Source organism: Kitasatospora terrestris, assembly GCF_039542905.1.
GTDB lineage: Bacteria > Actinomycetota > Actinomycetes > Streptomycetales > Streptomycetaceae > Kitasatospora > Kitasatospora terrestris.
The window spans coordinates 724,400-741,307 of record NZ_BAABIS010000001.1; the positions used below are offsets into that span (position 1 = coordinate 724,400).

16 protein-coding genes are annotated in these 16,908 nt (G+C 74.8%); 2 read left to right on the forward strand and 14 right to left on the reverse strand.

All coding sequences use genetic code 11. From position 1 onward, the window contains the following. The first annotated feature begins 93 nt into the window (after positions 1 to 93). Positions 94 to 1,407, forward strand: coding sequence for a helix-turn-helix domain-containing protein (locus ABEB06_RS03580; RefSeq protein WP_345695295.1), 1,314 nt, complete (start codon positions 94 to 96; stop codon positions 1,405 to 1,407). Positions 1,408 to 1,597: 190 nt separating this feature from the next. Beyond that, complete coding sequence (locus ABEB06_RS03585; RefSeq protein ID WP_345701726.1) at positions 1,598 to 2,842, forward strand: NAD(P)/FAD-dependent oxidoreductase; 1,245 nt, start codon at positions 1,598 to 1,600, stop codon at positions 2,840 to 2,842. Here the strand turns inward: ABEB06_RS03585 and ABEB06_RS03590 are convergent. The 14 genes from ABEB06_RS03590 to ABEB06_RS03655 form a co-directional block, all read right to left on the reverse strand. Next, positions 2,831 to 4,345: a cryptochrome/photolyase family protein gene (locus tag ABEB06_RS03590; RefSeq protein WP_345695296.1), complete on the reverse strand. Its 1,515-nt coding sequence runs from the start codon at positions 4,343 to 4,345 to the stop codon at positions 2,831 to 2,833. The genes ABEB06_RS03585 and ABEB06_RS03590 overlap by 12 nt on opposite strands. Before the next feature lie 203 nt (positions 4,346 to 4,548). Next, a complete protein-coding gene (locus ABEB06_RS03595; protein WP_345695297.1) occupies positions 4,549 to 5,244 on the reverse strand; it encodes a hypothetical protein in 696 nt (231 codons plus the stop codon). 47 nt (positions 5,245 to 5,291) lie between these two features. Further along, positions 5,292 to 5,819: a hypothetical protein gene (locus tag ABEB06_RS03600; protein WP_345695298.1), complete on the reverse strand. Its 528-nt coding sequence runs from the start codon at positions 5,817 to 5,819 to the stop codon at positions 5,292 to 5,294. An 11-nt stretch (positions 5,820 to 5,830) separates the two neighbouring features. Then, positions 5,831 to 6,355: a hypothetical protein gene (locus ABEB06_RS03605; protein WP_345695299.1), complete on the reverse strand. Its 525-nt coding sequence runs from the start codon at positions 6,353 to 6,355 to the stop codon at positions 5,831 to 5,833. Between the two features lie 11 nt (positions 6,356 to 6,366). Continuing rightward, positions 6,367 to 6,888, reverse strand: a complete 522-nt coding sequence (locus tag ABEB06_RS39255) for a hypothetical protein (protein ID WP_425559761.1) — start codon at positions 6,886 to 6,888, stop codon at positions 6,367 to 6,369. Positions 6,889 to 7,457: 569 nt separating this feature from the next. After that, the gene (locus ABEB06_RS03615) at positions 7,458 to 8,729 is read right to left on the reverse strand and encodes an MCE family protein (RefSeq protein ID WP_345695301.1); all 1,272 of its coding nucleotides are present in this window, start codon (positions 8,727 to 8,729) and stop codon (positions 7,458 to 7,460) included. After that, on the reverse strand, positions 8,729 to 9,958 hold the full coding sequence (locus ABEB06_RS03620) for an MCE family protein (RefSeq protein ID WP_345695302.1): 1,230 nt from the start codon (positions 9,956 to 9,958) through the stop codon (positions 8,729 to 8,731). The genes ABEB06_RS03615 and ABEB06_RS03620 overlap by 1 nt, the downstream gene beginning before the upstream one ends. Further along, positions 9,955 to 10,995 (reverse strand): MCE family protein, encoded by a 1,041-nt coding sequence (locus tag ABEB06_RS03625; protein WP_345695303.1) that lies wholly within the window; start codon positions 10,993 to 10,995, stop codon positions 9,955 to 9,957. Before ABEB06_RS03625 ends, ABEB06_RS03620 begins: the two co-directional genes overlap by 4 nt. Beyond that, positions 10,995 to 12,017 carry an MCE family protein gene (locus ABEB06_RS03630; RefSeq protein WP_345695304.1) on the reverse strand — a complete coding sequence of 341 codons (1,023 nt, stop codon included), beginning with the start codon at positions 12,015 to 12,017 and terminating at the stop codon, positions 10,995 to 10,997. The genes ABEB06_RS03625 and ABEB06_RS03630 overlap by 1 nt, the downstream gene beginning before the upstream one ends. Then, on the reverse strand, positions 12,014 to 13,063 hold the full coding sequence (locus ABEB06_RS03635) for an MCE family protein (protein WP_345695305.1): 1,050 nt from the start codon (positions 13,061 to 13,063) through the stop codon (positions 12,014 to 12,016). Before ABEB06_RS03635 ends, ABEB06_RS03630 begins: the two co-directional genes overlap by 4 nt. Next, complete coding sequence (locus ABEB06_RS03640) at positions 13,060 to 14,322, reverse strand: MCE family protein (protein ID WP_345695306.1); 1,263 nt, start codon at positions 14,320 to 14,322, stop codon at positions 13,060 to 13,062. Before ABEB06_RS03640 ends, ABEB06_RS03635 begins: the two co-directional genes overlap by 4 nt. Continuing rightward, on the reverse strand, positions 14,319 to 15,122 hold the full coding sequence (locus ABEB06_RS03645) for an MlaE family ABC transporter permease (protein ID WP_345695307.1): 804 nt from the start codon (positions 15,120 to 15,122) through the stop codon (positions 14,319 to 14,321). Before ABEB06_RS03645 ends, ABEB06_RS03640 begins: the two co-directional genes overlap by 4 nt. Before the next feature lie 3 nt (positions 15,123 to 15,125). After that, positions 15,126 to 15,914 carry an MlaE family ABC transporter permease gene (locus ABEB06_RS03650; protein WP_345695308.1) on the reverse strand — a complete coding sequence of 263 codons (789 nt, stop codon included), beginning with the start codon at positions 15,912 to 15,914 and terminating at the stop codon, positions 15,126 to 15,128. Beyond that, entirely contained in the window at positions 15,911 to 16,879 is a 969-nt protein-coding gene (locus ABEB06_RS03655; RefSeq protein ID WP_345695309.1) for an ABC transporter ATP-binding protein, read from the reverse strand. The genes ABEB06_RS03650 and ABEB06_RS03655 overlap by 4 nt, the downstream gene beginning before the upstream one ends. Between the last annotated feature and the right edge of the window lie 29 nt (positions 16,880 to 16,908).

Consider the following 16,908-nt stretch of genomic DNA (forward strand, 5'->3'; position numbering starts at 1 on the left):
CCGACGGCGTGTCAGGCCGCGCTCGCTCCGAGTCGATCTACCGTGGCTATCGGCTCCCGGGTGCCGGGACGACGGGCACGGAACGAGGTCGGGATGGACGCGGGGCTGTGCGTGGGCCGTCGGGTGGCGCTGCTGCGGGAGGCGTCCGGGCTCACCCGGGCCGAGGTCGCCGAGGCGGTCGGGCGCAGCACCGAATGGCTGCGGGCCGCCGAGGCCGGCCGGCAGCGGCTCGACCGGTACGCGATGGTCGACGCCCTCGCCGACGCGCTCGGCGTCGCGCCCGGCGAGCTGCTGGGCCTGCCGTGCGGCCGGGAGGACCCGGTCACCGGGCCGCTCCACCGGGCCGTCCCGGCGCTGCGTCGGGCCCTGCTGCGGTCCGGGATCCCCGCCCGGGCTGCGGCCGACCTGCCGGGGGCCGACCTGCCCTCCACCGGCTCGCTCTCCGCCGGCGCGCGACCGGCCGGCACCGCCGCCACCGGCGCACGATCCGCCGGCCCGTCCCCCGCCCACGTGTTCACCGCGGGCCCGGACCCCGCCGACCGGCCGTCCGTCGACGCGCTGCGGCACCGCCTGTCGGCGGCGGTCCGCCACCGGCAGGAAGCCCGCTGGACCAACCTCGCCCTCGCCCTGCCCCCGCTCATGGACGACCTGCGAGCCCGCACCGCCGACGCCCCGGCCGACACCGAGCCGTCCCGGCTCCTCGCGCGGGCCCTGCACGAGGCCGCCCTCCTGGCCAAGCGCCTGGGCGCGCTCGACCTGGCGGCGCTCGCGGCCGCGGAGGTGCGCCACCTCGCCGAGCCCGCCGCGGACCCGGTGCTGTCGGCGTCGGCGCTGTGGCTGCAGGCCGAGGTCGGCCTGGCTGCGGGCGCGGTGTCCGAGGCCGCTGAGTGCCTGGACGCCGGGCTGGCCGCGGCCGGGGCGGTGCTCGGCCGGGCGGCCCCGCAGGCGTGGGCGGTGTGGGGCACCCTGCACCTGGTGTCGGCCGTGCTGGAGGGGCAGCGCGGCCGACAGGCGGAGTCCTCGGCGCACCTGGCCGAGGCGGCCTCGGCCCTCGCGCACACGGATGCGTCGTCGTCCGGACCGACCGGGTTCGGCGAGGGCGAGTGGGCCGTCCACACCGTCCACGCGGCCCTCGAACTCGGCGAGGACCTGGGCGCCCTGGCGCGGATCGAGGGGATGGATCTCCGTGCCCTCCCGGCCGAGCGCCGGGCCCGGCACGGCATCGACCGGGCGCGTGCCGCGGCCCGCGCGGGGGACGCGGTGGGCGCGGCGGGTGAACTGCTGGCCGCCGACCGGGTGGCCGCCCAGGTGGTGCGGACCCATCCCTTGGCGGGCGAGCTGCTGCGCACCGCGCCGTCGAGCCGTCCGGTGGCGGATGCGGCGGCCCGGCTCGGGGTGCGGCTGTGACGGCTGCGGCGGCTTCGGGCCGCACGGCGGCGGTGGCCGCGTCGGCGGCCCTGCGGCGCGGGCCCGGAATCCGGTCGGACCCGCGGCTCCGAACCAGCCGGGCAGGCGGGCCGGACACCGCGCGCGGCACGGACCGGCGTGGCGGGCCCGGCGGCAGCGGCCGGGAGGACAGGGCGAACGAGGAGGCATGATGCGTGCGGTCGGTTCGGCGGATGTCGTGGTGGTCGGGGCCGGCCTGGCGGGGCTGGCGTGCGCGCTGGACCTCGCGGCGGCCGGGCGGCAGGTCCGGCTGCTGGAGGCGTCGGACGGGGTGGGCGGGCGGATGCGCACCGACCTCGTCGACGGGTTCCGGCTGGACCGCGGGTTCCAGGTGTTCAACACCGCGTACCCGCAGGTCCGGCGCCGGCTGGACGTGCGGGCGCTGCGGCTGCACCGGTTCACCCCGGGCTTCGTCCTGACCGGGTCGCACGGCCGGTTCCGGTTCGTCGATCCGCTGCGGCGGCCCGATCTGGCGGCCGACCTGCTGCCCGGCCGGATGCTGCCGCCGCGGGACGTCGTGGCGCTCGGTGTCCTCGGTGCGCGTGACCGGCTGCTGCCGGCCTCCCTGCTGCGCGGCGGGCGCGACGTGTCGACGGTGGCGGCGCTGCGCGGTGCGGGGGTCTCGCTGCAGACGGTCGACGGGGTGCTGCGGCCCTTCCTCGCCGGGATCTTCCTGGAGGACACGCTGACCACCTCCAGCCGGGTGTTCCACTTCTACTGGCGCAGCATGATGCGCGGGTCGCTCACCCTGCCCGAGGCCGGAATCGGAGCCGTGCCGGCCCAGCTTGCCGCGCAACTCCCGCCGGGGACGCTGGAGTTGGAGGCCCGGGTCGCGGGCGTGGGCGAGGACGGCGTGCAGCTGGAGGGCGGCCGGGAGATCGGCGCGCGCTGCGTGGTGGTGGCCACCGACCCGCGCACCGCGGGCGCTCTGCTGCCGGGCCTGCCGGTGCCGGCGCTCCGGGCGGTGACGACCTTCTACCATGCGGCCGAGCGCAGCCCCCGGGCCGAGCCGATGCTCCTGGTCGACTCCGACCGCCGGCTGCTCAACTCGGTGGTCCTCTCCGAGGTGGTGCCGGGCTGCGCCCCGCCGGGGCTCTCGCTGGTGTCGACCTCGGTGCTGGGCACCGGCGCCGACGAGGGCGCGGTCCGGGCCCGGCTCGGGGAGCTGTACGGGTGCGACACCTCGGGGTGGCGGTCGCTCGCCGCGTACCGGATCCCCGGGGCGCTGCCGGCCATGCCGGCCCCGCACCCGCTGAGCCGCAGCAGCCGGTGGGCGCCGGGGCGGTACGTGTGCGGCGACCACCGGGCCACCGGGTCGGTGCAGGGCGCGCTGGCGTCGGGGGCGCGAGCGGCCCGCGAGGTGCTGGCCGACCTCGCGTCCGCGTCAGGGGGCTGACGCCCCGCGGGCGGCCTCGGCGGCGAGCACCTCGGGCAGGCCGGTGAGCCGGTCCAGCCCGGCGACCGAGCGGGCGGTGCGGTGGTTGGCGGCGAGGACGTCCCGGTGGCGGTCGACGAAGGCCCAGTACCCGGTGGTGAACGGGCAGGCCCGCTCGCCGAGCCGCTCGGTGGGCCGGTACGGGCACGGGCCGCAGAAGTCGCTCATCCGGTGCAGGTACGCGCCGCCGGCCGCGTACGGCTTGGTGGTGATCCTGCCGCCGTCGGCGTACTGGGACATGCCGACCACGTTAGGGACCATCACCCAGTCGTAGCCGTCGACGAAGCACCGGTGGAACCAGTCGGTGACCGCGGCCGGGTCGTAGCCGTGCTGGAGCGCCCAGTTGCCGAGCACCATCAGCCGCGGGATGTGGTGCACCCACCCGCTGTCGCGGACCTCGGCGAGCACCCGGGACAGGCACCGGGCCTGCACCGCGTCGGCGTCCAGGTCGGCGAACCAGTCGGGCAGCGCGCTGCGGTGGCCGAGCGCGTTGGCGGAGCGGTGCCCCTCCCCCAGGTGCCAGTACAGCTGCCACACGTACTCCCGCCAGCCCGCCACCTGCCGGACGAAGCCCTCCACGCTGTTGAGCGGCGCGGCCCCGCCGCGGTACGCCGCCTCGGCTCGGCGCACGCACGCGCCGGGATGCAGCAGGCCCAGGTTGAGCGGGACGGAGAGCAGGCTGTGCGCCATCCACGGGTCCTCGTGCAGCATCGCGTCCTCCCACCGCCCGAAGTGGGCGAGCCGGGCGGTCGCGAAGTGCTCCAGGGCCTCCTCGGCCTCGGCGCGGGTGGCGGCGAAGCGGCGCGGGCCGTCGCGGCCGACGAAGGACACCTCGCCCGAGCGCTCCCAACGGTCCAGGTCGGCCCGGACCTGCCGGTCGATGTCGTCCTCGACCGGCCAGCGGGGCGGGGGGACGGGCAGCGTCGGCGCGCCGCGCGGCGGCGGTTCCCGGTTGTCCCGGTCGAGGTTCCACCGGCCGCCGGCGGGCTCGCCGTCGGGGTCGAGCAGCAGGTGCTCGGCCCGGCGGACCCGGCGGTAGAAGTCCTCCAGCAGCAGGCGCCGCCCGCCCAGCCCGTCCGCCCAGCGGCGGAAGTCCGCGAACGGCACCAGGAAGCCGCGCGGGGGCAGCACCTCCACCTGCGGCAGGGAGGTCACCAGCCCGAGGGCGGCCCGGGAGGTCGGGTGGCACACCGTCACCGGCGCCGAACCCACCGCCCGGCGCAACCCCTCCCGGTACGTCTCCGCCCGGACGTACCGGGCCCGGTCGCCCAGTTCGGCGGCCCGGTGCCGCATCGCCGACAGGACCAGGTGCGCCTTCGCCCGGTGGAACCGCCGCCGGCGGAACACCGACCGGGCCTCGATCAGCAGCACGGGCGCGTCGGCGTCCGGCCCGTCCTCGCCCGGCTCGGTGAAGTGCGGGCCCAGCTGGTCGCCGAACAGCCAGTGCGTGCGCGCCGTGCTCATCGGGTGGCCGCCGCGGGGTGGAAGTCCATGGTCACTCTCCTGCACGCACCCGGAGCGGGCGCCTCCGACCACCACCCTCGGCGCTCGGGATCCGGCCGAACACTCGCATCGTTCGCGCATCGGTACCCGCACAGAAGCGTGCGCGGGGGTCACGCCGCCTCGCGAGCCGTCGGCGTGCGTGGCGGGGTCGGGGTCCGGCGGCGTCAGCGGGTGAAGGTGTCGATGGCGGCGATCCGCCAACGGCCTCCCTCGCGGACGGCGTCCACGGCGAACATGGCGGCGGCGTAGCTCGCGTCGTCCTTGCCGGTGGTGCCGGCCGCCGTACTGACGTTGCGCTGGTCCGCGAAGACCAGCAGCCTGGCCCGGTCCCCGTCGAGTCGGACCACACCGGCGTCCGTGACGGTGGTGGTGAGCACCAGCTTCTGCTGCGGGGCCTGTTGGCGGACCTGGGCCAGCATGCCGGCGTACTGCTGGACGGCCGCGCCGGTGAGCAGGGTCTTGGCGGCGTCGTCGGTGCGGGCGGTGTCGGCGTAGTTGTACGAGAACAGGGCGTTCACCGCCTGGATCACGGCGCCCTTGACCTCGCTCGTCCGGGCCGGGTCGGCGAGCGCGGCGTTGTGCGCGGCGCCCCCCGAGCGGAGGTCGGCCGCCCGGCTCGCCGCGAGCGCGCTGAAGCCGCCGAGCAGCACGCTGAGCAGGGCGAGCGCCGCGAGCACCGGCGTCCGGCGGGATCGGCGGGGTGGGGCGTCCCCGGCCGCGGCTTCGGGGGCGGCTTCTGGGGCGGCCCCGGGGGCGGTCCCGGGGGCGGGCAGGCGGGCGGGCGCGGTGGTCTCCGCGGCGGACGGGCGTGCGGCGAGGCGGCGTTGACGGTTGATCACGTGGCGGGTGGTGGTCGACATGGCGTCCTTTCACGGGTGACAGGCGGCGGGCTGGGCAGCGGCGGGGGCTACCCGCCGGTGGCGGACCCCATGGGCGCCTGGCCGAGGGCGCTGAGCTTCCAGCCCGTGGACGTGCGGGTCAGTTCGCCGAGCAGCCGGCTGTCCTTGACGGCGGGCTGCTGCTCGGGCGCCCGGACGGTGATCCGCAGGGCCACCAGCACCGCCGCCCGGCCCGAGCGTTCGTCCAGTTCCGTCACCGCCCCGGCCAGCACCTTGGCGGTGCTCACCGTCTGCGCCTGGGTCACCTGCTTGCCGAACTCCGTCCGTCCCTGGACGAGTTGCTCGTGCAGGTCGCCGGTGGTGGAGGCCTCCCAGAGGTCCAGCCCCCGGGCGAGGTCGGCGTGGTCGAGGGTGTTCATGTTCTGGATCGCCTGCTCGCCCGCCGCCAGCGCCTGGTCCCGGGAACGGGCGTAGGCCGCGGTGTCGTCGTGCGCAGCGGAGTACCAGGACCATCCCGTCCAGGCGGCCGCTACCGCCGCGGCGACCAGGAGCGCCACGGCCGCCGTCAGGACCGGGTCGAGCCGTCGTGTCGCCATGTTCCGTTCTCCTAACGGGCTTTGAGTTCGGTGATCCGCCAGTGGCCACCCGTCCGGCGGGCCGTGACCGAGAGCTGGGCGGCGGTCGTGTTCGCGGACTTCCCCTCGCGCTGGGCAGTCTGGTCGAGGAAGACCAGCAACTTTGCCTGCTCGCCGACCAGTTCGGTGACCCCTGCGCGCACGACGCGGGTGGTCAGGGTCAGCTTCTGGTCCTTCACCTGCTGCTGCACCTGCCCGAACAGGGCCTGGTACTGCGTGGCGGCCGTGCCGTCCAGCAGCTCGCCGGCCGCCTTCGCCGTCGCGGCGGTGTCGGCGGGCGTGTAGGAGAAGATCCGGCCGAGCGCGTTGCCGACGTCTCCCACCACCTCGGCGGTGGTCTGGGCGTCGGTGAGCGCCCGGTCGGCGTTCGCCCGGGCCTCGGCCCGGTTGGCGAGGAGGAAGAAGGTGCTTCCCACGAGGACGAGCACCGCGAGGGCGAGCGGCAGCGGCCGGAGCCTCTGCCGGGGCGGCGGTGCGGGGAGGTCGTCGGCCGTCACGGGTGGTCCTCTCAGCTGGCGCCGACGGGCACGGCGGTCAGCGAGGTGACCTTCCAGCCGTCGGCTGTCCGGGCGAGCCCGGCCTCGAAGCGTTTGCGGTCGGTGCTGGGGCTGCCGGCCTTGGGTGACAGCTCGACCGTGACGGTCGCGATCAACCGGGCGGTGCCCGCGCGGGTGTCCAGTTCGGTGAGGGCGGCGTCGGTGACCGAGCCGTGCGCGGAGGTACCGGCCTGGCGCAGGGTGGTGGCGTCGGCGTCGCCGGTGCGCTGCAGTTGGTCGTGCAACGGACCGGTGGTCACCTCCAGCCACCCGCGCAGGCTCGCCTCGGCCTGCCCGGCGTCCACGGTGTTGAGCCGGTCGAGCGCCGAGCGCCCCTGCGCGAGCGCGGCGTCCCGCGCCTGCCCGAAGGCGAGCGTGTCGGACGTCCGCACCTGCCAGTACCGGCCGCCGGCCAGCACGCAGAACGCCGCGGCGAGCAGCACGGCGGCCCAGGCGGCCGCCCGACGCCACCCGGTGCGGGCACCCGGGCCCACCGCCGGAGGGGCTGCCGCGCCCCGCACCTCGCACGCGGGCTCGGCGGGGGTGTCCGAGGGCTCGCCGGCCTTCGGCAGGTCGACCTCCGGCAAGGGCTCGTCGGGGTACTGCGGCTCGACCGCCTGCGGCAGCTCGACCGCTCGCGGGGGCTCCGCCGTGGCAGTCATGGTCGCCTGCGGGGGCTCACCCGGAGTGCTCTCGGCCGCGAGCGGGGGCTCCGCCCGGGTCGGCTCGACCCCCTGCCAGGGCTCCGCCGGGGCGGGCTCGGTCGTCAGGGCCTGCGGCAGCTCGACCGCTCGCGGAGGCTCCGCCCGGGTCGGCTCGACCCCCTGCCAGGGCTCCGCCAGGGCGGGCTCGACTGCCAGGGCCTGCGGCAGCTCGACCGCTCGCGGGGGCTCCGCCGTGGCGGTCATGGCCGCCTGCGAGGGCTCACCCGGAGTGGTCTCGGCCGCGAGCGGGGGCTCCGCCCGGGTCGGCTCGACCACCTGCCGGGGCTCCGCCGGGGCGGGCTCGGCTGCCAGGGCCGGCGGCAGGGCCTGCTCCGGGTCCGCGAGCTGCTTGCGGGCGGTCACTGCGCCGCCTCCAGGCCGAGCAGGGCCGCGAGGCCGCTCGGGCCGCCGGCCGGGAGTGCGGGGAGGCCGAGGGCGCCGGGGAGTGCGGTCCGGCCCGGGTCCGTGCGGGCCGTCGTCGTGGCGGAGGACGTGGAGCCGGGCTTGGCCGGGGTGGGGACGCCGCCGCGCGGGGCGTTCGCCGAGCCGCGGACGGCGGTGCCGGTGCCGGGGCCCGCGGTGCAGCGCGCGGCGGTGTTGAAGGCGGGGGCCGGACCGGTGTCGAGGCCGTTGCGGTAGGTGGTGCCGCCGTACCCGGACGTGCAGGGCAGCGGGGAGAAGAAGGTGACGGCCATGCCCAGGTGCGCGCCCTTGTCGTCGATCGCGGTGGCTCCGGCCGCGGCCACGGCGGGGAGGCGGACCAGCAGTTCCTCCAGGCCGCGCTGGCGGGTGACCGCGAGGTCGGAGGTGGTGAGCAGGTTGGCGATCACCACGCTCAGGCCGGGGTCGAGGTCGCGGAGCAGCGCGCTCACCTGTCCGGTCGCCTCCGGCGCTGCGGCGATCAGCCGCCGCAGGTCGGTGTCGGAGTCGTTGAGCTGTCCGGCGAGGTCTGCCGCGCTGCCGGCGAAGGAGCGCAGGGCGTCGCTCTCCTCGGCCTGGGTGGTGAGGACGGCGCGGCCGTCCTCCATCAGCGTGATGTTGTTCGGCAGGGACTTGCTCGCCGCGTCGAGCAGGTGGCTGCTGTTGTCCAGCAGGGCCTGGAGGTTGGCGCTCTGGCCGTTGAAGGCGGCGCCGAACTCCTCGACCACGGTCCGCAGCGACTCCACCGGCACCGAGCCGGCCAGCGCGTCGACGCTGGTGAGCAGATTGGTGACCGGGGGCGGTACGGACGAGTCGGCGCGGGCGACCACCGCGTTGTCGGTGAGGTACGGCGGCGCGTCCTCGGTCGGCCGCAGGTCGATGTACTGCTCGCCGACGGCGGAGAGGTTCGCCACCACGGCCTTGAGGCGGGCGGGGATGCGCGGGGTGGAGTTGTTGATCCGCAGTTCGGCCTCGACGCCGTCGGGGGTGAGCCGGATCGGGCCGACCCGGCCGACCGAGACGCCCCGGTAGGTGACGTTGGCGTGCTCGAACAGGCCCCCGGTCTCGGCGAGTTGGACCCGGACGGTGTAGTAGCCGCGCAGCCCGACGTACCGTCCGAGGTCGGCGTACCGGACGCCCAGGTAGCTCAGCACCAGGACGGAGAGGAGCAGGAAGGCGAGGTTCTTCAGCCTGGTGGCGCGGGTGAGCATCAGCGGCCTCGCTTCTGGGGGGCGGTGACGGGCGGCAGCGGGAGCGGCAGCCCGCCGCCCTGGAGGTGCCGCAGCAGCGCCGCCTGGTCGGTCGGCACGTCCGTGGGGGTGCCGGTCGGCTCGTCGGTCGGTTCGTCCGTCGGCTGGTCGGTCGGTTCGTCGGTCGGTGTGGGCTCCGGCGTCGGGTCGGGGGTGGGCGGCGGGGCGTTGTCCGCCGGGTCGAGGGCCGGGATGATCTGGGTGCCGGGTGCCGCGGTGAGGTCGAGGTAGACGTTGAGGTAGTCGCCCTTGACGCCCCTGAGCACCTCGTCGGTGAACGGGTAGGTGAGCAGCACCTGCAGCGAGTCCGGCAGGGCCTTGCCCGCGTCGGCGAGCCGTTGCAGCGTGGGGGCGAGCGCCTTCAGGTCGGCGACCATGTCGTCCCGGCTGCGGTTGACGGTGTCGACGGCGACGGCGGAGAGGCCGTCGAGCGCGCGGAGCATGGTGACCAGGGCGCCGCGCTGCTGGTCGAGCACCTTCAGGCCGGGGCTGAAGTCGGTGAGGACGGTGCCGATCTGCTGGTCGCGGGCGGCCAGGGTGGCGGAGAGCCGGTTGACGCCGTCGAGGGCGTCGGTGATGTCCTGCCGGTGGGCGTCCAGGTCGGCGGTCAGGGTGGCGAGCCGGGTCAGCATGGAGCGCAGCTGCGGCTCGTTGCCCGCCATGGCCTTGTTCAACTCTGCTGTGATGGTCTGGAGTTGGGCCACTCCTCCGCCGTTGAGCAGCATCGAGAGCGCTCCGAAGACCTCCTCCACCTCCACGCTGCGGTCGGTGTGCGCGGCGGGGATGACGGCGCCGGTGGCGAGGCTGCCCTGCTGGGCCTCGCCGCTGGGCGGAGCCGACAGCTGCACGTACTTCTCGCCGAGCAGGCTGGACTGTTCGACGTGGGCGTAGGCGTTGGCGGGCAGCCGCACCGCGCCGTTGATCCTCATGGTCACGACGGCCGACCAGTCGCCGGGGGCGAGTTCGATCCTGGTGACCCGGCCGACCGCCACGTCGTTGACCCGGACGGCGGCCTGCGGCACCAGGCTGAGGACGTCGGCGAAGTGCGCGGTGATCTCGATCGGGTGGGCTCCGAGGTCGGCGCCGCCGGGCAGCGGGACGTCCTGGATGCCGTGGAAGGAGCCGGAGCAGCCCGCGAGTGCGAGGGCCAGGGCCGCGGTGGCCGCGGTGGCGGCGGTGGCGCGTCTCATCGGCCCGCTCCCGTGGTCTCGGCGCCCACGCGGGGCAGCGGGAGCGGCGGGCCGCTCAGTTCGTTGAGGTTCACCCGGCCGTCGAGGGTGCCGTGGGCGGCGTCGAAGGCGTTGAGGGCGTTGTCGGCGGCGAGCGGCGCGACGTCCATCAGTTCGGCGAGCGAGGCGCGCTGGTCGACCAGGGACTGGGTGATCGGCACGAGCCGGTCGACCGCGGTCTTCAGCCGGGCCCGGTTGTCCTGGATGAAGCCCTTCACCTGCCCGAGCGCGGTGGCGAGCTGCTGCAGGGCCGCGCCGAGGTTCTGCTTGTCCTCGGCGAGGAAGCCGGTGACGTACGCGAGCTGGTCGGTGGCCGAGCGGACCTTGCCGTCGTTCTCCTTGAGCATGGCGGTGAAGGACTGCAGGTGGTCGAGGGTCGCGAACAGGTCGTCGCTGTGCCCGGAGAGGGTGCGGGCGGCCTGACCGAGGCCGGCGATCGAGTCGCCGATGGCGCGGCCGTTGCCGGAGAGGTTCTGCGCGCCGGTGTCCAGGAGCTGCGAGAGGGCGCCGGTGGCGTTGGCGCCGTTCGGGCCGAGGGCGTCGGCGAGTTGGGTGACCGACTGGTAGAGCTGGTCGAGTTCCAGCGGGTTGGAGGTGCGCTCGACCGGGATCTCGGTGCGGTCGGTGATCTCGGGGCCGCCGGTCCAGGCCGGGGTCAGTTGGACGTACCGGTCGGCGACCACGCTGGGCGCGACCACGACCGCCTTGGCGTCGGCCGGCACCCGTACGCCCGGGTCCAGGGTGAGGTCGACGCGCACCCGGGTGCCCTGCGGCCGCACCGCGTCGACGGTGCCGACCTTCACGCCGAGGATCCGCAGGTCGGAGCCCGGGTAGACGCCGGTGGTGTGGTCGAACCAGGCGGTCAGGTGCTTGCCGTCCGGCTGGTGGGCGGCCAGCACCCCGAAGGTCACGGTGCCGCCGACCACGGCCAGCGCGGCGGCGCCCGCCAGTGCCCGCCGGCGCAGTGCGGGCAGCTCACGCGGGGAACGCGCGGTCATCACTGGCCTCCCTGGGGCTTGGGCGGCCGGCAGCCGCTCTCCGGGGCGCTGCCCGCGGGCAGGTAGTTGCGGGGGACGACCCCGCACAGGTAGCCGTCGAACCACCGGCCGCTGCCCAGGGTGTTGCCGAGCAGGCGGTAGTACGGCCCGGCGAGGGCGAGGGTCTGGTCGAGGCTGCTCTGGTTGGCGGTGAGGACGGCGGTGACGCGGCCGAGCGCGTCCAGGGTCGGGGCGAGCTGCCGCTCGTTGTCGGCCACCAGGCCGCTCAGTTCGGTGCTCAACTTCTGCGTTCCGAGCAGTAGTTGGTGGATCGCGTCGCGGCGCTGCCGGATCTCGTCGAGCAGCAGGCCGCCGTCCGAGAGGAGTTGCTCGAAGCGTCCGTCCTGGTCGGCGAGGGTCTTGGTGAGCTGCCGGCTCCCGGCGAGCAGTTCGGCCAGTTGGCTGTCGCGGCTCGCGACGGTCTTCGAGAGCGCGGAGAGTCCGTCGGCGGCGCTGCGCACCGAGGCCGGGGTGTCCTTGAAGGTGTCGGCGATGGTCCGGAAGCTCTCGGCGAGCTGCTCGCCGTCGATCGCCCCGGTGGTGCGGCCGAGCTCGTCGAAGGCCCGGGTGACGTCGTACGGGGAGGTGGTGCGGGTGAGCGGGATGCGCTCGCCCGGGGTCTGGCTCCGGGCGCCGAGCGGGTCGACGGCCAGGTACTTCTCGCCCAGCAGGGTCTTGATGCCGATGGCGGCGGTGCTGGCGTCGCCGATCCAGGCGTCCTGGACGGCGAAGGCGACCTTCACCTTCGCGCCGTCCAGGGACACCCCGGTGACCTTGCCGACCTTGACTCCGGCGATCCGGACCTCGTTGCCGGGGCGCAGGCCGGCCGCGTCGGTGAAGTCGGCGCTGTAGCCGGTGCCGGAGTCGACGAAGGGCAGCGCGTCGGCCCGGTAGGCGAGCGCGGCGACCATGAGCAGCAGGAGCAGGCCGACGGCTCCCACGGCGGCGGGGTTGCGGTCCCGCAGGGGGCGGAAGGCCGTCATCCGCGGCACCTCGATTCGGTGACGGGCAGGCCGGTCGGCGGCGCGCTGCCGTCGTAGGTGGTGACGCCGGTGACCTTGGCCTCGCAGAGGTAGAGGTTGAGCCAGGAGCCGTAGGAGGTGAGCCGGCCGACGGTGCGCATCTTCTCCGGGGTGGTGCGCAGGAAGGTCTCCAGCTGCCCGCTGTTGTCGGCGAGGTTGGTGGAGAGCCGGCCGAGTTGGGCGACGGACTCCTTGAGCGGGGCACGGCCCTGGTCGAGCAGTCCGGCGGTGCTGGTGGTCAGCCCGGCGATGGCGTCGAGGGACTGCCCGATCGGCTCGCGGTCGGCGGCGAAGCCGCTGACCAGCTGCTGCAGGGTGCCGACCAGGTCGGTGAAGCCCGCCTCGCGGCTGTTCACCGTGGCGAGCACCGTGTTGAGGTTGTCGATCACCTGGCCGATCACCTGGTCCTTGCCGGCGAGCGTGCTGGTGAGCGAGCCGACGGTCCGCAGCAGGCTGTCGACCGTGCCGCCCTCGCCCTGGAGCACCTGGACGATCTCGTTGGCCAGCTGGTTCACCTGGTCCGGGGCGAGGCCCTGGAAGAGCGGCTGGAAGCCGTGGAACAGCTGGGCGAGGTCGAGGGCGGGGGTGGTGTGCTCCAGCGGGATCAGGCCGCCGGGCGGCAGGGTGCGGTCGACGGCGCCGGGGCCGCGTTCCAGGTCGACGTAGCGCCGTCCGACCAGGTCGAGGTACTTGACCGAGGCGGTCACCGACTCGGGCAGCGGCTTGCCGCGGTCGACCGAGAAGTGCACCTGGGCGATCCGGTGGTCGACCACGCTGACGCTGTCGACCTGGCCGACGCGGACGCCGGCGATCCGGATGCTGTCCCCGGGGGCCAGGCCGGTGACGTCGGTGAAGCGGGCCGTGTAGCCGACGGTGCGCCCGACGCCGGTGTCGGCGATGCTCAGCGCCAGCGCGCCGGTGGCCAGGCCGGTCACCACCACGAACACCAGGGACTTGGTGAGCGGCCCGGCGAGGCCGCGCCGGCCGGTGCGGTCGTCGCTCCTCATTCGACCGTCACCTCCGCCCCGCGGAAGAGCGGGCCGGCCAGCAGGCTGGCCCAGTCGGGGGCGCCGGCCGGCAGTGGCGCGCCGGGCCTCCGGGCCCTGAGGAGCTCGCCGACGAGTTGGTTCTCCTGCGGGGAGTTGGGCAGGCCCAGGCCGCTGGGGTCCGGTCCGGCGAAGGAGGGCACGTCGCTGAGCGGGGTGGTCCGGCCGGTGTAGGGGACGGCGTAGCACTGGGGGCCGCCGCTCGCCCGGTACACCGGGGTGTCCTGCCCGGGGAGGTACCGGCCGCGCGAGGGCAGGGTGGTGACGCTCACGTGCAGGCCGGGTCGGTCGGTGCCCTTGCCGAGGGCGCGGTCCATCGCGGGCACGAAGTTGGCCATCGTCCGCAGCGTGCACGGGAATTCGGGTGCGTAGCGGGCGAGCAGGTCGAGGGTGCCCCGGCTGTCGGCGGTGAGGTGGATCAGGTTGTCCCGGTTCTGCCGCAGGAAGGCGGTGAGGTCCTGGGCGGTGGCGGTGCCGGTGCCGTAGAGCGTGGCCAGCGCGGCCTGCCGGTCGACGAGGGTGGCGCCGGTGCGGGTGAGGTCGTCGAGGGCCTGGAGGAGGTCGGGCGCCGCCTGGTCGTACGAGCGGCTGACGGCGACCAGCTGGTGGATGTCCTCGTTGAGGGTGGGCAGTTCGGGGTTGAGCTGCTCCAGGTAGCCGTCCAGTTTCGTCAGGGTCGCGCCCAGCTCGGTGCCGCGGCCGTCCAGCGCGGTGGCGACCGCGCTGAGGGTGGCGGAGAGCTTGGCGGGCTCGACGGCGGTGAGCACCGGCATCAGGTGGTCGAGGACCTGCTGCAGCTCGATCGCGTCGGCGGAGCGGTCCTGCCGGATCACCGCGCCGGCCCGCAGGTGGCCGGCCGCCGGCTGCGCGGCGTCGGGCACCAGGGCGACGTACCGCTCGCCGAACAGCGTGGTGGGCAGCAGCTGGACGGAGACCCCGGCCGGGATCTGCGGCAGCCGGTCCGGGTCGAGCGCCAGGGTGAGCCGGGCGCCGCCGCCGTCGCTGCTGATCCGCCGGACCTGGCCGACGACCACGCCGCGCAGCTTCACGTCGGCGTTCGGGTGCAGCTCGTGGCCCGCGCTGCCGGTCTCCACGACGACCTCGGCGGAGTCGGTGAACGCCTTCTCGTAGACGGCCACCGAGAGCCCGGCGAGCAGGGCGGGCACCAGCAGGAAGACCAGCCCGGCGCCGCGCCGGCGGTACGTGCGGGCGGCGTTCATCCGGCCACCCGCACCGTCGTGGTCGCGCCCCAGATCGCCAGGCTGAGCAGGAAGTCGGCGAGGCTGATCACCACGATCGCGTTGCGCACCGAGCGCCCGACCGCGATGCCGACCCCGGCCGGGCCGCCCTTGGCGGTGTAGCCGTAGTAGCAGTGCGCCAGGATCACCACCACGCTGAACAGCAGCACCTTGAGGGTGGAGAGCAGCACGTCGGCCGGGGAGAGGAACAGGTCGAAGTAGTGGTCGTAGGTGCCCGCCGACTGGCCGTTGACGTACACGGTGACCGCCCGCGAGGCCAGGTAGCTGCTGAGCAGGCCGATGCCGTACAGCGGGGCGATCGCCACGATGCCGGCGATCACCCGGGTGGTGACCAGGTACGGCATGCTGCGCACGCCCATCCCTTCCAGGGCGTCCACCTCCTCGTTGATCCGCATCGCGCCGAGCTGTGCGGTGAATCCGGCGCCGACGGTGGCGGAGAGGGCGAGCCCGGCCACCAGCGGGGCGATCTCGCGGGTGTTGAAGTAGGCGGAGACGAAGCCGGTGAAGGCCGTGGTGCCGAGCTGGTCCATCGCGGCGTAGCCCTGCAGGCCGACCACGGTGCCGGTGAACAGCGTCATCCCGACCATCACCCCGACGGTGCCGCCGATCACGCCCAACCCGCCGCTGCCGAACGCGACTTCGGCCAGCAGGCGACGCACCTCGCGGGAGTAGCGGCGGAGCGTGCGCGGCACCTGGAGCAGGGCCTGGAGGTGGAAGAGCAGGTGGTCGCCGCTCTCGTCCAGCTTGTCGAGCAGGGCCATGGCTCAGGCTCCCTTCTGCGGGACGAGCTGCAGGTAGATGCCGGTGACGGCGACGTTCACCAGGAACAGCAGCAGGAAGGTGATGACCACGGACTGGTTGACCGCGTCGCCCACCCCCTTCGGTCCGCCGCGCGGGTTGAGCCCGCGGTAGGCGGCGACGATCCCGGCGATGAAGCCGAAGACCAGCGCCTTGAACTCGCCCACGTACAGGTCGGGCAGCTGGGCCAGCGCGGAGAAGCTGGACAGGTAGGCGCCCGGAGTGCCGTGCTGCAGGCCGACGTTGAAGAAGTAGCCGCCGAGCACGCCGACCACCGAGACCAGGCCGTTGAGCAGCACCGCGACCAGCATGGTCGCCAGCACCCGGGGGACGACCAGGCGTTGGACCGGCGAGACGCCCATCACCTCCATCGCGTCCAGCTCCTCGCGGATCTTGCGCGAGCCGAGGTCGGCGCAGATCGCCGAGCCGCCGGCGCCGGCGATCAGCAGGGCGACGATCAGTGGGCTGGCCTGCTGGACGACGGCCAGCACGCTGGCCCCGCCGGTGAACGACTGGGCGCCCAACTGCTGCGCCAGCGAGCCGACCTGGAGGGCGATGACGGCGCCGAACGGGATCGAGACCAGGGCGGCGGGCAGGATGGTGACACTGGCCACGAACCAGAACTGCTCGATCAGCTCCCGCCACTGGAACGGCCGCCGGAAGGCGTCGCGCACGGTGGTGGCGGCGAGCTGGAACAGCCCGCCGGACTGCCGCAGCGCGCCGAGGCCGGGAGTGCGCGTCCACGGAACGCTCATGCCGGGCCCCCCTGGCGGGGGATCGGCCCGGCGCCGACGGCCGCCCGGGCCGCCGGGGGCAGCCGGTCGCCCATCGCGAGCACCCGGGCCCGGCGGCGCTGCACGGCCGCCCGCGGGCCGAGGCCCGGCGAGGGCTCCAGCTGCGGCGGCAGCGGGCCGGGCGGCTCGGGGACGTGGCCTTCCAGCGCCAGCTGCGCCTCGTCCTTCTCCTCGGACATCCCGATCGGGCCGGCCCGGCGGCCGGTGAGGAACTGCCGCACCACCGGCTCCTGGCTGGTGAGCAGCAGCTCGCGCGGGCCGAAGGCGACAAGTTCGCGCCGGAACAGCATGCCCATGTTGTCGGGCACGGTCGCGGCGATGTCGAGGTTGTGGGTGACGATCAGCATCGTCGCGTCGATCTGCGTGTTGAGGTCGATGAGCAGCTGGGAGAGGTAGGAGGTGCGCACCGGGTCGAGTCCGGAGTCGGGTTCGTCGCACAGGATGATCTGCGGGTCGAGCACCAGGGCCCGGGCCAGTCCGGCGCGTTTGCGCATGCCGCCGGAGATCTCGCCGGGCAGCTTGCCCTCGGCGCCGACCAGGCCGACCATCTCGATCCGCTCCATGACGATGCGGCGGATCTCGCTCTCCTTCTTCCTCGTGTGCTCGCGCAGCGGGAAGGCGATGTTGTCGAAGAGCGTCATCGAGCCGAACAGCGCGCCGTCCTGGAACATCAGGCCGAACAGCTTGCGGGCCTCGTAGACGTCCCGTTCGGGGCTGTTGACCATGTCGACGCCGTCGACCACGACCCGGCCCCGCTCGGGCTTGAGCAGCCCGATCACGGACTTGAGGAAGACGGTCTTGCCGGTGCCGGAGGGGCCCAGCATCACGCTGACCTCACCGGCCGGCAGGGTGAGGGAGACGTCCCTCCAGACGGTCTGCTCGCCGAAGGACTTGGTCAGACCTTCGACGGTGACTTCGATGCCCATGACACCTCCCGGGGTCGCGGTCGTTGGCG